This is a genomic window from Agrobacterium sp. 22-210-1, from assembly GCF_053522525.1.
Genome location: NZ_JBNWCI010000001.1, coordinates 603,883 through 617,080, shown reverse-complemented (window position 1 = coordinate 617,080; position 13,198 = coordinate 603,883). Strand labels below are relative to the sequence as shown.

Genomic DNA, 13,198 nt, shown 5'->3' with positions numbered 1-13,198 from the left:
CTTTTTCGCAAGGAGCAAATTTCAACATGACCGAGCAGACCATCAAACCGACCGGCGAGCTGACGCTCAGGACACTTGCCATGCCGGCCGACGCCAATCCCGCCGGTGATATTTTCGGCGGCTGGGTCATGTCGCAGATGGACTTGGCGAGCGGCATCCGCGCAGCGGAACGCTCGCGCTGTCGCGTGGTCACGGCCGCGGTCAAGGAAATGGCCTTCGAACTGCCGGTGAAGATCGGCGATACTTTGTCCATCTATACCGATATTGCCCGCGTCGGCCGCACCTCCATCACATTGACGGTTGAGGCCTGGGCACAGCGTTCGCGTTTCGACAAGTTGGAAAAGGTCACCGCCGGCACCTTCATCATGGTGGCGATGGACGAAAACGGGCAGCCGACGCCCATTCCCCCGGCGGAGTAGGCACGATGGAGGCCGCCGTCAACGCCGCGGAAGCCTATTCGCACATCCGTGCCGTCATGGGCATGGTGGTCGGCCTCAGCCTCGCCCGCCTGCTGACCGGCCTTGCCGGTTTCGTGCAACATCCAAAGAAGGAACGCATCTATCCGCTGCATCTCGGCTGGGTGGCGTTCCTGTTTCTGATGCTGGTGCATTTCTGGTGGTGGGAGCACCGGCTTTCCGCCACCGGCCACGTGCTGGGCTTCGGCGCCTTCCTGTTCCTTATCCTGTTCTGCTCGCTGTTTTATTTCCTCTGCGTGCTGCTGTTTCCCACCGACATGAAGGAATATAAAGGATATGAGGACTACTTCTTTTCCCGCAAAAGCTGGTTCTTCGGTTTTCTGGCAGCGCTTTTCGTCACCGATGTCGGTGACACGCTTCTGAAGGGACAGGACTACCTCGCCGCGCTCGGCCCGGAATATCTCATCCGTACAACCATTTACGTCGTTCTTTTCACGTCCGCCGCCTTCATCGGCAACCGCCGCTTCCACCGGTTCCTGGTGGTCTTCGCGCTGATCTATCAGATCGCCTGGATTTTCCGCACCTACGACCTGTTGGCCTGAAGACCGCAACGCCCTGATGCCGTCATTGTGTCGCGGTGACATTTAGCCGCGACTATGGCATTCCGGCCGTATGGGACATATTCGCAGTATCATGCAGGACAGAAGCTCGGCGGGCGCCATCGCCACGCTGGCCGTCCTGCTTTTCCTTCTGCAGGGTCTCGCCAATGGCCTGACCAGCGGCAACATGGCCATGGTCGCGCTTGCGGCGGATGAGGTCATCTGTTCCAGCCACATGCCGGAAGGGCCCGCAAAGCAGGACCCGGCGGGCAAAATTGCCGCCGACTGCTGCGGAACGCTGTGCCGGCTGGCATCGGCCACCATAGCCACCCTTCCGGTTACGCCTGTCGAACGCGCGGACAGGGTCGTTACGGCGGACGAAGTTGCCTTTTTGAACTTCGACGCGGCATTGCCGCCCTCGCCGCCGAACCTGGAATCACGCCCACGCGCACCGCCCACCCCTCCGCAGAACTGAAACAATCCCGGCCTGCCGGAAATCACTCTTCTTGCGGAGACATCCATGTCCGTTACGACCTCTTTCGAGGGCGAGCGCGCGCCTGCGCATTCCTCGTCCATCAATCTTTACCGCGCCGTGTGGCGCTGGCATTTCTATGCCGGTCTCTTCGTCCTGCCCTTCATGATATCGCTCGCCGTCACCGGTGCCCTTTATCTCTTCCGGGACGAATTCGATAACCTCATCCATTCGGATTTGAAGCGGATAGAGATGGTTCAAGACGCACCGAAAGCGCTTCCTTCCGAAATTGTTGCCGCTGCACTTGCTGCGGTTCCAGGCACTGCCGTCAAATATACGACACCCGCCGATCCGGGTGCCTCGACGGAAATCACCGTCAATACGGCGAATGGCAAGCGCGCCGTCTACGTCAATCCTCATACGGCTGAGGTTGCCGGCTCCCTGCCGGATCGCGGCACCGTCATGTGGACGATCCGCTATCTCCACAGCCTGAAATATTTCGGCACCTATGCCCGCTATCTGATCGAGATCGCCGCCGGCTGGTCGATCCTTCTCGTCGCCACCGGCATCTATCTCTGGTGGCCGCGAAAACAGACGGGCGGTGTCGTCACGGTGCGCGGCACGCCGAAAAAGCGGGTCTTCTGGCGCGATACCCATGCCGTCACCGGCATCTTCGTCGGCTTTTTCATCGTCTTCCTCGCCGTCACCGGCATGCCCTGGTCGGGCGTGTGGGGCGCAAAGGTAAATGAATGGGCGAATGGCAGCAATTTCGGATATCCGGCCGGCGTGCGCACCGATGTTCCGATGTCCGGTGACCATCTCGATCACGTGGCCAAAACAAGCTGGTCGCTGGAGCAGGCAAAAATCCCCGAATCCATTGCGTCCGCCATCGACCAACCGATCGGGATCGATGCGGCCATTGCGCGTTTCGACAGCTTGGGCCTCGCTGCCGGTTACGCCGTCGCCCTTCCCACCAAATCGTCCGGTGTCTATAGCGGCTCCGCCTATCCTGACGATCTGACGAAGCAACGCGTCGTCCACCTCGACCAATATAGCGGTGAGCCGCTGATCGATATGAGCTACGCCGATTACGGCCCGCTCGGCAAGGCGCTGGAATGGGGCATCAACGTGCATCTGGGCCAGCAATATGGCCTCGCCAATCAGATCGTCCTCGTGATGGCCTGCATCTGCATCGTGCTGCTTGCCATGTCAGCCGGCATCATGTGGTGGAAACGCCGCCCGAAAGGCTCGCTCGGGGTACCACCTTTGCCGCAGGAAAAACGTGCGCTGCGCGGCCTCATTGCCCTGCTCGCCATTGGCGGCCTCATGTTCCCGCTGGTGGGTGCAAGCCTGCTGGTGATGCTGGCGCTGGATCTGATAGTACAGTCTCGCCAGAGACGGCGGGCCGTTTAAAAAGGCGTGCTCTAAAATGGAAACAGCCGGGCGAAAATCCCGGCTGTCACCCTCGATATCAAGGAAAGCCCGACTTAGAACATCGTATTGTTGTTCGCCGCCGTTTCCGGCACCGGCTGGATCACGTCCCAATGTTCGGTGATCTTGCCATCGGTGACACGGAAGATATCGACGATAGCCCTGCCGCGATCGCTTTCATTTTCCGTCGAATGGATGTGCAGATAGACCAGATCGCCATCCGTGGCGCTGCGAACGATACGCGCTTTCGACTGCGGATTCTCCTTGAAGAAGCCGGTGAAGTAGTTGACGAACGGCGCCTTGCCGTCCGGCACCATCGGGTTATGCTGCTTGTAGCTGTCGACGAGGACGGCGGCGCCTTTGTCTACCTCATGCTTGTTGAAGACCGTGTCATAAAACTCGATCACCAGTTTGCGGTTGGCTTCTTCCTGCGCGAAATCCCGTCTTGCGGTTTGCGCAAGTACAGGCGCGGCCGCCAAAGCGGGCACGAGGGCGAAAGCGGCGATGGCAAGACGGCGTGTTACGAAATTCATGGATGATACCTCTCAATAACCGACGGTGAAACGCTGGCGGGAATGCTGCGGCTTCTCGATTTCATCGACAAGCGCGATCGCATAGTCTTCGAAGGAAATACGGCTGCCCTCATCGTTGCTGAGCAGGCTATCCTTGCCGATGCGGAATTTTCCGGTTCTTTCCCCCGGTACGAATTCGGCTGAAGGCGACAGGAAGGTCCAGTCGAGCTGTTTTTCCTGTTTCAGCAGATCAAGAAACTCCGCGCCCTTGGTAGCCTCAGCCTTGTAGGCGGCCGGGAAATCCGGCAAGTCAACCACGCGCTGGCCGGGCGCGATTTCAAGGCTGCCGGCACCGCCGACCACGAGATAACGCTGAACACCGGAAGCGCGCACGGCCTCGATGAGCTTCAAGGGATCGCTGGCAGTGAAGTGCACCGAGCTTATCACAGCATCGTGACCCTTCAGCAGCTCCGAAAGCGCTGCCTGATCGAAAACATCGCCCTTCTTGGCCACCACATTCGGCAGGCTGGCGATCTTTTCAGGAGCGCGGGCAATCGCCGTTACCTGATGCCCCCGGTCGGAAAGTTCCTTCAAAATGCGGGAGCCGGCATTGCCGGAAGCGCCGACGAGCGCGATTTTAGCCATGGCTTCTGTCCTTTCGTCACTATCGTTGTAGGTCTAAATAATAGACCGCGAAAGAGAGCTATGATATCGCAACCATAGCCGCAAGAAGTCAGCGGCGGCTGATCTGGTCACATGGCGATGACCTTGAAGGGTGAAAAAGGGCAAGGGGTAAGAACAGTGACGGATACGCAAACAAAGGAAATCTTCACCTTCGAGCAACCCTGCCCGATCCGTGACGTACTGGATCGCATCGGCGATCAGTGGAGCCTGCTGGTTCTGGAAGCGCTACAGGGCGGCGTGCTTCGCTTCAACGAACTGAACCGCAGGATCGACGATATTTCCAAGCAGATGCTGTCGCGCACGCTGAAGCGGCTGGAAGAGGATGGCTTCATCCGCCGCACGCTTTATGCCGAGGTGCCGCCGCGCGTGGAATATGAACTGACCAATCTCGGCCGTTCGTTTCTGGTGCCGATGCAATTGCTGGTGCAGTGGGCGGACGAGAACCATGTCCGCATCTGCAAGGCCCGCCTGCAATATTCCGAAAACGACAATCGCGGCTGACCGGGAGCAGGCCGCGCCTATCCCAGCCGATAAACCTTGCAGACCAGCCCTTCCGGCTGACGATAGGTCGTGAAGCCCATGGCCTCATAATAACGCTGCCCGAGCATGTTGTCCGCGCCGATGCTGGCATCGATATTCTGAAGGCCCCGCGCCTCCGCCACCCTGCACGTTGCCGCAAAGAGGGCGGATCCCACGCCTCTTCGCACCGCCTGCGGGCTGACATGGGTGCCGATAATGCCCCAGCCTTGCGCCACGTCATAGGGATTGTCCTCCCGCGCATAACGCAGTGACTGGAAGCCCAGAATACGTCCGTCCTCATCCTCGGCAACCGAGCATTCGATACGGTCGGCGTGCTGGATGTAATTCTCCAGCACCGCCGTGATATCCGTCGGTGCTTTTCTGAGGCCGGCCGAGAATATCTCGTTCTGAACCGCCGCCATTCCCATTGCATCGTCAACTTGTGCAGGCCGTATTTTCATCGGTACATCACCTCATATCCGCTGCGACTGGTTCCGGACCGGCAGAGCGCCAGCCTCTCCCGTCCGTCTTCAGGACCGGAAAATGAAGGATGCACCGAAAGCGATCAGCGCAAAACCGATCACATGATTGATGGTGATGCTTTCCTTCAGCCAGAAGATCGAAAACAGCGCGAAGACCGCAAGCGTGATGACCTCTTGAATGGTCTTGAGCTGCGCGGTGGAATAGACCTCCGAACCGATGCGGTTCGCGGGAACGGCAAGCACATATTCGAAGAAGGCGATGCCCCAGCTGGCGACAATCGCCAGAAAGAGCGCGCTGCCCTTGTGCTTCAGGTGGCCGTACCAGGCGAAGGTCATGAAAACATTGGAGGCGATAAGCATCAGGACAGGCCAGATATGGGCAGGGCTGATTGAGAACGGCATGATGGGTCCTGGAAAAAAGGGAAGGATGTCAGGAAATGCGGCAGGAGGAGGCAGTCAGAAGGGAACCCTCATTCTGCCCGTATGGATTTGCTCTAGCGCATCCGCCTGAAAACCGGAATCGATTTTCTACGGATTTGAGCAAAGCTGTTTTCAGCCGCTACGCAACGCATCCGGCCGAATTTTGTTCCACTCGCTTCGTTTCCTTTTTGTACTCATTTTTTCACCGCATCCCCTTCCCTTTATGCGTGACTCCCTCCATATTTCGCGCATGGCCAGATCACCGAAAAAGTCCACCTCCTCGCCCCCGGGCTTCGAGGAAGCTCCGCAATCGTCATTCGAAGGTGCGCCGCTCAGCGGCAGCGTCGCCGATTGGGTGAAACAGCTTGAGGCGGAAGCCGAGGCGGGCTCGGTGGAAACCCAGCGCGAAATCGCCTCGAAAGCGGGCAAGCACCGCAAGAAGATCGAAATCGAGGCCCGCAAGGAAGCGGAAAAGGCAGCCTCCAGGACGGCGAAGAACACCACCGCGTCCAAAACTGCGCGCGGCGTATCCATCGGCGCGTCGAGCGATCCGAAAACCCGCGCCGCCGCCGGCCTCAATCCGGTGGCCGGCATGGACGTGTCGCTGGAAGAAGCCGCCAATCTCGCCCCGGGCGCCGTCACCGCCACGGTGGATGCGCTGTCGAAGCTAATCGAGAGCGGCAATCCGCTGTTCAAGGACGGCAAGCTATGGACGCCGCACCGCCCGGCCCGGCCGCCGAAATCGGAAGGCGGCGTCGCGATCCGCATGGCTTCGGACTACCTGCCCGCCGGTGACCAGCCGACCGCCATTGCCGATCTTGTTGAAGGCATCGATTCCGGTGAGCGCAGCCAGGTGCTGCTCGGCGTCACGGGATCGGGCAAGACCTTCACCATGGCCAAGGTCATTGAAGCGACGCAGCGCCCGGCCGTCATCCTTGCCCCCAACAAGACGCTGGCCGCGCAGCTCTATTCGGAGTTCAAGAACTTCTTCCCCGACAATGCGGTGGAATATTTCGTCTCCTACTACGATTATTACCAGCCGGAAGCCTATGTGCCGCGCTCCGACACCTTCATCGAGAAGGAATCTTCGATCAACGAACAGATCGACCGGATGCGCCACTCCGCTACCCGCTCGCTGCTGGAACGCGATGACTGCATCATCGTCGCCTCGGTCTCCTGCATCTACGGTATCGGTTCGGTCGAGACCTATACGGCGATGACCTTCCAGATGCAGGTGGGCGACCGGCTGGACCAGCGCCAGCTTCTGGCCGACCTCGTGGCCCAGCAATACAAACGCCGCGACATGGATTTCCAGCGCGGTTCTTTCCGTGTGCGCGGCGATACCATCGAAATCTTCCCGGCCCACCTTGAGGACGCCGCCTGGCGCATCTCGATGTTCGGCGACGAGATTGATTCCATCACCGAATTCGACCCGCTGACCGGCCAGAAAACCGGCGACCTGCAATCCGTCAAGATTTACGCCAATTCGCACTATGTCACGCCGCGTCCGACGCTGAACGGCGCGATCAAGTCGATCAAGGAAGAACTGAAGGGCCGCCTCGCCGAGCTGGAAAAGGCTGGACGCCTGCTGGAAGCCCAGCGGCTGGAACAGCGCACCCGCTACGACATCGAGATGCTGGAAGCGACCGGCTCCTGCGCCGGCATCGAGAACTATTCGCGTTACCTTACCGGCCGCAATCCCGGTGAACCGCCGCCGACCCTGTTCGAGTATATTCCTGATAACGCCCTCCTTTTCATCGACGAAAGCCACGTTTCCGTCAGCCAGATCGGCGGCATGTATCGCGGCGACTTCAGACGCAAGGCGACGCTGGCCGAATATGGCTTCCGCCTGCCCTCCTGCATGGACAACCGGCCGCTGCGCTTCGAGGAATGGGATGCGATGCGCCCGCTCACCGTGGCGGTGTCCGCCACACCCGGCTCATGGGAGATGGAACAGGCCGGCGGCGTCTTTGCCGAACAGGTCATCCGCCCGACCGGCCTCATCGATCCGCCGGTGGAAGTGCGCTCGGCCCGCAGCCAGGTCGACGACGTTCTCGGCGAAATTCGCGAGACCGCCGCCAAGGGCTATCGCACGCTCTGCACCGTGCTGACCAAACGCATGGCCGAGGACCTGACCGAATATCTGCACGAACAGGGTGTTCGCGTCCGTTACATGCACTCTGACATCGACACGCTGGAGCGTATCGAAATCATCCGCGACCTGCGCCTCGGCGCTTTCGACGTGCTTGTCGGTATCAACCTGCTGCGCGAAGGCCTCGACATTCCCGAATGCGGTTTCGTGGCCATCCTCGATGCCGACAAGGAAGGCTTCCTGCGCTCGGAAACCTCGCTGATCCAAACCATCGGCCGCGCCGCGCGTAACGTCGACGGCAAGGTCATCCTTTATGCCGACAATATCACCGGCTCGATGAAACGGGCGATGGAGGAAACCTCCCGCCGCCGCGAAAAGCAGATGGCCTATAACGCCGAACACGGTATCACGCCGGAATCGGTCAAGGCGAAGATCTCCGATATTCTTGATTCAGTTTATGAGCGCGACCATGTAAGGGCCGATATTTCTGGCACTTCCGGCAAGGGCTTCGCCGATGGCGGCCATCTGGTCGGCAACAATCTGCAGGCCCATCTCAACGCGCTGGAAAAATCCATGCGCGATGCCGCCGCCGACCTCGATTTCGAAAAGGCCGCCCGCCTGCGCGACGAAATCAAGCGCCTCAAGGCCGCCGAATTGGCCACCATGGACGACCCCATGGCCAAGGAAGAAGCCCGCGCTGTTGAAGGCGGCGGAAAAAACAACAGACGCAGCCGCTTGCCGATCTCATCCCCAGAGGGGGGCGAGCCACACGCCGCAACCTCCCTCTTCGCCAAACCCGCACTGGACGAGATGGGTCCGGGTTCGGACGCTGGAAAGCCGCTGTTCCGCAGAAACTCGCTGGACGAAATGACAGTGGGCAGAACCGAAAAACCCGTACGCGGCGCCCTGCCCGACAAGCCGGAAACCGAGCCCGGCAAACGTTTCTCACCGCTGCTGGAAGGCCAGCCGGAGCATACGACGGACGATCCAAGACCGCTTGTACGGGGCAAGATCGGCGCTGGTTCCTACGAGGATGCCGGTGAGCAGAAGCGCAAAAGCCGGACGAAGGGAAAGACCGGCCGTCCCGGCCGCTGATGCGCAACGACCAATCAGGCGGGGGCGATAAATTTGCCCCCGCTTCAGCGTTGTGCCTGGTAGAACAGCTTCCGATCATGGCCGGAGCGCTTCCAATATAGGTTCGCGGCCGCTTTACGCCCGGAAATGCGTAAAAAAGACAAAGCACGTCCGGCGAATCCGTTTAACCGGATACGTTCTAACCTTCACAACTGCTGACCCGCGTCGCAATCTGTGCCGCCCCAAACACCTTCACCAGATCCGCATCGAGGGACATCGGGATGTAGTCCTCATTTTCCGCAGGCCTGATATAAGTCGAGAAATAGATCGGCCCATTCGGCAGGACGCCGGCGACGCAGACCCGCAATATCTCTATCTCCGTGCTGCCGCGGATGCGCGGCCCCTCAATGCGCGAGCGGCGCACTTTCTCCTGTAATGCGGTGAGCCTTGCAATATCCTCAGGCTTTATTCTCCACACGCTGGTGCCCCATCCGGCCCGGTGTTTTACGTTGAACCGTGCGCGGTCAGCCTCAGCCATGTTTTCTTCGATCAGCCCAAATGTTTCGACAGTCTTGTCCTTCACCCCATCGGTGGTGCTACGGATGATCATAACCGCATCGCCGGCGCGTAATGAAAGGAAGGTGGGAAGCTGCAAGCCCACCCGGACATGCTCGAAATTCATCGTCAGAAAATCGAGCCGCATCAGCTTGGGAATACTGGAAATCGGCGTGGTCATGCAGCCGGAGAGGAAAACGAGCAAAATAAGCAATGGTTTGAAACGCGATAATGTCAATGTCATCATGAAACCCTGGAGACTGTGGCGCGATATGAACGGCTGCCGCATCCAGGTTTCCGAAGCTGAAGCCATAAGACCGCCCGCAAACTTGCAAGGAGAGCATTACCGCAACATTATGCCCAGACCACGCGGTTCCCGCGAATGTTGATTATCTTCTGGAAATGGCGGCAGGGAGAACGGCATGCATCGAAAAAATCTGGCGGCCTTCTGCCTTTTGCTTTCCTGGGGACCAGCCTTCTCCGGCCAGATCGAGGATGCCACTTTCCACAGCGCCGCCCTCAACGTGCCGCTTCCCGTCAACATCTACCGCCCGGACGGCACGCCGCCCGAAAACGGCTGGCCGGTGCTTTATCTCCTGCATGGCCATGATGGCGATCAGAACAGCTGGCGTGATCTCGGCAATATCGAAAAGACGCTCGACACGCTCATCGAAGCAGGCGCCATCCGTCCGTTGGTGGTCGTAATGCCCGGTGTCGAAAACAGCTGGTACGTCGATTCCGCCGCCGTCGGTGGTCCCGGCGACTATGAAACGGCCCTGACCGGCGATCTGCGCCACCAGATCGAAAAAAACCTGCCGGTGCGCAAGGATCGTGAAGGCCGCGCCATTGCCGGCCTCTCCATGGGCGGTTTCGGCGCGTTGCATCTCGCCTATGGCCACGAAGACCTCTATGGCGCCGTCGCCAGCCTGTCTGGCGCAATCTGGCAGAACGTGCCCGCCTCCGATCTCGACAAGACGCCCGCCGAACTGAAGCTCATTCAGGACAGCGCCTTCTTCCATCGCATCGACCCCACCACCGTCACCAGCGGCATTGTGCTGCCTTCCACCGGCGATCATTTTTCCGGCGCCTTCGGCACACCTTTCGATGCAAGGCTCTTTAATGAAAAAAACGTCTTCACCCTCGTCGCGCAGCACGTCGCCGAAAGCCAGGATCTTCCCGCCACCTATCTGACCGTCGGCGACGATGACGGCTTCTTCCTCTGGCGCGGCGCCATCGCCCTGTATGAGACGCTACAGGCCGACAAGCGCAAATCCGAACTGCGGGTGACCGATGGCGATCACGTCTGGTCTGTGTGGAAGGTTTCGATCATCGACGCGCTGAAATTCATCGACAGCGAATGGGACAAGGCAGCGGATGTCGCGCAAGATTGAGGAACCCGCCTGTCTTCTTACTGCCGGATCAGCCTGATCATTTCCCAGCCCGCTTTTTTCCGGTTTTCACCGACGCGTTCAACGCCACGGCAGCCCGGATCAACGTTATCAGCGCTTCCTCATCCACCACATCCCCTTCGTGAAAATCGATTGCCCGCCGCATATTGCCCTCAAGGCTCGAATTGAACAGACCCGTCGGGTCAGCGAGTGAAGCACCCTTGGCGAAGGTCATCTTCACGGCGTTCCTGTAGGTTTCACCGGTGCACAGAATGCCCGCATGCGACCAGACTGGCACACCGCGCCATTTCACCTCTTCGATCACCTCCGGATCGGCCTTTTTGATCAGCGCTCGGACATGCGCGAGCGTATCGCCGCGCCAGTCGCCTAGTTCCGCAATTTTCCGGTCGATGAAGGCCGATGGTGCTATATCCCCCGCATCTTTCTCCGCTGTCGTTTTGGCCATGACACTCTCCCGATTTCACTGCGCCGCGGCTGCCGGCCCGCCTCGCGACTGTTTCGTCTTTCAGCATAGACCAAATTTTCATGTCCTCCCACGCGGAACCAAATTCCCGTTTCACCGTTTCCTCCCCGAACGCAACGTTCAGCATACAAAGGGAAGAAACATCATGAAAATCAAGGTCATCGCGCTCGCTGCCGCGGCAGTGCTCTCTTCTTCCGTGGCTTTTGCCCAGACGGCCACCACCGCCCCCGCTGCCGGCGCGGATGCCGCTTTGTCCGGCCCGGGCATCACCATGGGCACCAAGGCCAACGGCCCGCTGAAGTTCGTTAATGTCCAGAAGACCGACCTCACCGCCTCCCAGCTCGACGGTCTCGACATCTACAATGCCCAGAACGAAAACATCGGCGAAATCGAAGATGTCGTCATCGGCGACGGCAAGTCGGTGATCGGCCTTGTGGCCAGCGTCGGCGGTTTCCTCGGCATAGACAAGAGCTACGTGGTGCTCGACCCGGCCTCCGTCGCGGTTCACAACGACAACGGCACCTGGAAGGCCTATGTCGACACCACCAAGGAAGCGCTGCAAAATGCGCCGAAGCTCGACTACGACAAGCTGGACGACTGATTACCCCTGCAGTCGCAAGCTTGCCCCCGCGATCCGTCATCGCGGGGGTTTTTCATGCGGCATATTCCGGCCAGGCATCTGGCAATCCCATCGCACAGACCCTTGCCTGACAGCCCGCCTCTCGCCTATCTTCGGCTCGCAAATCACCAAGGATCCATGCGTGCCCGCCAAGACCATATCCGCCCTCGCCACCAGCACCGTCATGATGTTGCTAAGCGCCGTTCCGCTGTCCGCACAATCCACCGGCTGGAAACCCGCAGAGCAGATAAAAACCTATGCCATCAGCGGTAATACCGGCGGTGCACTATACCAGTCGATCGGCGAACGCGGCCCGACCGCCGGCGTGCAGGCGATCGCCCACACGACCTTCAAGCTAACCTGGCGGCGGGATTATCGTCCGCAGCCAGACGGCGCCTGTGTGCTGGCCACCGCAAGGCCCAATCTCACCATCATCTACACCTGGCCGAAAGCACCGGCGCAATTGCCACCCGCCGTTGCCGCCAGCTGGAAAACCTTCATTTCCGGCGTCGAAACCCATGAACGTGTCCATGGCGAACATATTCTCGACATGGTGCAGAAGATCGAAGCCTTCAGCACTGGCCTCCGGGCAGAAAACGATCCGAAATGCCAGAAGGTGCGCGTTGTCCTGCAGCAACGGCTGGGCGAGCTTTCCAACGAGCAGCGCCAGCGCGGCCGTGATTTCGACCGCGACGAGCTTTCCCCCGGCGGGCGGGTGCACAAGCTCATTCTCGCACTGGTCAACGGTCCCTGAAGAGCGATTATTCCGCCGCCTCGCCTTTCAGCAGCGGCTCGGAAAGCACCATGGTCTCCAGCTCATAGGAATAGCCCTCAAGCATCGTATAGGCCTGCTCGATTGCCTCGATCTGGGCTTCCGCATTGCGGATGGCTTCGGCGATCGACTGGCTGCGGGCGCGCAGCATGGAACTCAGCACATCAGTCTCCGGCTTGCGGCCAAGACGATCCATATGTTTGCGAACCCGCGTGCGGTGCCGTTCAAGTTCCAGAATATGGAAGCGGCTTTTGAGAATATCGTCGGTCAGCTTGCGGCGCATGGCGGCCACGGGATCAAAACTTCCGGGCTCGCGCTCATCCAGAATGAACTCGTTGACCAGCGTTTCAAGCATCAGCAGGCCCTTCAAGTCCTTGGCATCGGCAAGCTGCGGGTCGTAACCTGTGTCATCGAACACCTTGCGGCGCACCGGATCCTTCAAAAGCTCGTAGGCCGTTTGCAGGCGGGCGAATTGATCCGCGTCGCCACCGCTGTCGGGATGGGCTGCCTTGGCAACCTTGCGATAAGCCGACTTGACCGCCGCCTCGTCGGCATCGCGCTCCACGCCAAGCAAAACATAGGGATCGATCACAAAAACACCTTCAAACGCAAACTGTTACCCGCATGCCTGATACCACCGTCACAAGACCTGCGGGCGGATCATAGGCCAAATCCACCC

The 13,198-nt window shown here is 59.6% G+C and carries 16 protein-coding genes; 9 read left to right on the top strand and 7 right to left on the bottom strand.

Features of this window, described 5'->3' with window-relative positions:
* Positions 1 to 26 precede the first annotated feature (26 nt).
* The 4 genes from ACQZ5F_RS03045 (at position 27) to ACQZ5F_RS03030 (ending at position 2,900) form a co-directional block, all read left to right on the top strand.
* Positions 27 to 419, top strand: a complete 393-nt coding sequence (locus ACQZ5F_RS03045) for an acyl-CoA thioesterase (RefSeq protein WP_046798149.1) — start codon at positions 27 to 29, stop codon at positions 417 to 419.
* A gap of 5 nt (positions 420 to 424) precedes the next feature.
* On the top strand, positions 425 to 1,018 hold the full coding sequence (locus tag ACQZ5F_RS03040; protein ID WP_225339185.1) for a hypothetical protein: 594 nt from the start codon (positions 425 to 427) through the stop codon (positions 1,016 to 1,018).
* A gap of 70 nt (positions 1,019 to 1,088) precedes the next feature.
* Positions 1,089 to 1,490, top strand: a complete 402-nt coding sequence (locus tag ACQZ5F_RS03035; RefSeq protein WP_225339184.1) for a DUF2946 family protein — start codon at positions 1,089 to 1,091, stop codon at positions 1,488 to 1,490.
* A 45-nt stretch (positions 1,491 to 1,535) separates the two neighbouring features.
* A complete protein-coding gene (locus tag ACQZ5F_RS03030; RefSeq protein ID WP_225339183.1) occupies positions 1,536 to 2,900 on the top strand; it encodes a PepSY-associated TM helix domain-containing protein in 1,365 nt (454 codons plus the stop codon).
* 74 nt (positions 2,901 to 2,974) lie between these two features.
* Here ACQZ5F_RS03030 and ACQZ5F_RS03025 read toward each other — a convergent pair whose 3' ends face one another.
* Both ACQZ5F_RS03025 and ACQZ5F_RS03020 read right to left on the bottom strand, forming a co-directional pair.
* Positions 2,975 to 3,451 (bottom strand): nuclear transport factor 2 family protein, encoded by a 477-nt coding sequence (locus ACQZ5F_RS03025; protein WP_225339182.1) that lies wholly within the window; start codon positions 3,449 to 3,451, stop codon positions 2,975 to 2,977.
* Positions 3,452 to 3,463: 12 nt separating this feature from the next.
* Positions 3,464 to 4,075: an NAD(P)-dependent oxidoreductase gene (locus ACQZ5F_RS03020; protein WP_046798144.1), complete on the bottom strand. Its 612-nt coding sequence runs from the start codon at positions 4,073 to 4,075 to the stop codon at positions 3,464 to 3,466.
* Between the two features lie 156 nt (positions 4,076 to 4,231).
* Here ACQZ5F_RS03020 and ACQZ5F_RS03015 point away from each other — a divergent pair, with 156 nt between their 5' ends.
* Entirely contained in the window at positions 4,232 to 4,615 is a 384-nt protein-coding gene (locus ACQZ5F_RS03015) for a winged helix-turn-helix transcriptional regulator (protein WP_046798143.1), read from the top strand.
* A gap of 17 nt (positions 4,616 to 4,632) precedes the next feature.
* Here ACQZ5F_RS03015 and ACQZ5F_RS03010 read toward each other — a convergent pair whose 3' ends face one another.
* Positions 4,633 to 5,055, bottom strand: a complete 423-nt coding sequence (locus ACQZ5F_RS03010; RefSeq protein ID WP_225339181.1) for a GNAT family N-acetyltransferase — start codon at positions 5,053 to 5,055, stop codon at positions 4,633 to 4,635.
* Positions 5,056 to 5,163: 108 nt separating this feature from the next.
* Entirely contained in the window at positions 5,164 to 5,517 is a 354-nt protein-coding gene (locus tag ACQZ5F_RS03005; protein ID WP_003507620.1) for a DMT family protein, read from the bottom strand.
* Positions 5,518 to 5,785: 268 nt separating this feature from the next.
* Between ACQZ5F_RS03005 and uvrB the strand changes: the two genes are divergently transcribed.
* A complete protein-coding gene (uvrB, locus tag ACQZ5F_RS03000) occupies positions 5,786 to 8,722 on the top strand; it encodes an excinuclease ABC subunit UvrB (protein WP_225339180.1) in 2,937 nt (978 codons plus the stop codon).
* Positions 8,723 to 8,900: 178 nt separating this feature from the next.
* Here the strand turns inward: uvrB and ACQZ5F_RS02995 are convergent, their stop codons facing one another.
* Positions 8,901 to 9,569 (bottom strand): hypothetical protein, encoded by a 669-nt coding sequence (locus tag ACQZ5F_RS02995; protein WP_225339179.1) that lies wholly within the window; start codon positions 9,567 to 9,569, stop codon positions 8,901 to 8,903.
* Between the two features lie 109 nt (positions 9,570 to 9,678).
* On the opposite strand from ACQZ5F_RS02995, the gene ACQZ5F_RS02990 reads away from it, so the two are divergent.
* Positions 9,679 to 10,647 carry an alpha/beta hydrolase gene (locus ACQZ5F_RS02990; RefSeq protein WP_052817959.1) on the top strand — a complete coding sequence of 323 codons (969 nt, stop codon included), beginning with the start codon at positions 9,679 to 9,681 and terminating at the stop codon, positions 10,645 to 10,647.
* A gap of 37 nt (positions 10,648 to 10,684) precedes the next feature.
* Here ACQZ5F_RS02990 and ACQZ5F_RS02985 read toward each other — a convergent pair whose 3' ends face one another.
* Positions 10,685 to 11,110 carry a DUF1801 domain-containing protein gene (locus ACQZ5F_RS02985; RefSeq protein ID WP_052817960.1) on the bottom strand — a complete coding sequence of 142 codons (426 nt, stop codon included), beginning with the start codon at positions 11,108 to 11,110 and terminating at the stop codon, positions 10,685 to 10,687.
* Positions 11,111 to 11,273: 163 nt separating this feature from the next.
* Between ACQZ5F_RS02985 and ACQZ5F_RS02980 the strand changes: the two genes are divergently transcribed.
* Complete coding sequence (locus ACQZ5F_RS02980) at positions 11,274 to 11,729, top strand: PRC-barrel domain-containing protein (RefSeq protein WP_046798139.1); 456 nt, start codon at positions 11,274 to 11,276, stop codon at positions 11,727 to 11,729.
* A gap of 202 nt (positions 11,730 to 11,931) precedes the next feature.
* Positions 11,932 to 12,501, top strand: a complete 570-nt coding sequence (locus ACQZ5F_RS02975; protein ID WP_263647256.1) for a DUF922 domain-containing Zn-dependent protease — start codon at positions 11,932 to 11,934, stop codon at positions 12,499 to 12,501.
* A gap of 7 nt (positions 12,502 to 12,508) precedes the next feature.
* On the opposite strand, the gene ACQZ5F_RS02970 is transcribed toward ACQZ5F_RS02975, so the two are convergent.
* Positions 12,509 to 13,111, bottom strand: coding sequence for a J domain-containing protein (locus ACQZ5F_RS02970; RefSeq protein ID WP_046798137.1), 603 nt, complete (start codon positions 13,109 to 13,111; stop codon positions 12,509 to 12,511).
* Between the last annotated feature and the right edge of the window lie 87 nt (positions 13,112 to 13,198).

What these genes read in the sequence shown, in the direction of transcription:
- ACQZ5F_RS03045 (WP_046798149.1), top strand. Translation starts at nt 27, where the DNA reads ATGACCGAGCAGACCATCAAACCGACCGGCGAGCTGACGCTCAGGACA.
- ACQZ5F_RS03040 (WP_225339185.1), top strand. Translation starts at nt 425, where the DNA reads ATGGAGGCCGCCGTCAACGCCGCGGAAGCCTATTCGCACATCCGTGCC.
- ACQZ5F_RS03035 (WP_225339184.1), top strand. Translation starts at nt 1,089, where the DNA reads ATGGGACATATTCGCAGTATCATGCAGGACAGAAGCTCGGCGGGCGCC.
- ACQZ5F_RS03030 (WP_225339183.1), top strand. Translation starts at nt 1,536, where the DNA reads ATGTCCGTTACGACCTCTTTCGAGGGCGAGCGCGCGCCTGCGCATTCC.
- ACQZ5F_RS03025 (WP_225339182.1), bottom strand. Translation starts at nt 3,451, where the DNA reads ATGAATTTCGTAACACGCCGTCTTGCCATCGCCGCTTTCGCCCTCGTG.
- ACQZ5F_RS03020 (WP_046798144.1), bottom strand. Translation starts at nt 4,075, where the DNA reads ATGGCTAAAATCGCGCTCGTCGGCGCTTCCGGCAATGCCGGCTCCCGC.
- ACQZ5F_RS03010 (WP_225339181.1), bottom strand. Translation starts at nt 5,055, where the DNA reads ATGGCGGCGGTTCAGAACGAGATATTCTCGGCCGGCCTCAGAAAAGCA.
- ACQZ5F_RS03005 (WP_003507620.1), bottom strand. Translation starts at nt 5,517, where the DNA reads ATGCCGTTCTCAATCAGCCCTGCCCATATCTGGCCTGTCCTGATGCTT.
- uvrB (WP_225339180.1), top strand. Translation starts at nt 5,786, where the DNA reads ATGGCCAGATCACCGAAAAAGTCCACCTCCTCGCCCCCGGGCTTCGAG.
- ACQZ5F_RS02995 (WP_225339179.1), bottom strand. Translation starts at nt 9,569, where the DNA reads ATGGCTTCAGCTTCGGAAACCTGGATGCGGCAGCCGTTCATATCGCGC.
- ACQZ5F_RS02990 (WP_052817959.1), top strand. Translation starts at nt 9,679, where the DNA reads ATGCATCGAAAAAATCTGGCGGCCTTCTGCCTTTTGCTTTCCTGGGGA.
- ACQZ5F_RS02985 (WP_052817960.1), bottom strand. Translation starts at nt 11,110, where the DNA reads ATGGCCAAAACGACAGCGGAGAAAGATGCGGGGGATATAGCACCATCG.
- ACQZ5F_RS02980 (WP_046798139.1), top strand. Translation starts at nt 11,274, where the DNA reads ATGAAAATCAAGGTCATCGCGCTCGCTGCCGCGGCAGTGCTCTCTTCT.
- ACQZ5F_RS02975 (WP_263647256.1), top strand. Translation starts at nt 11,932, where the DNA reads ATGATGTTGCTAAGCGCCGTTCCGCTGTCCGCACAATCCACCGGCTGG.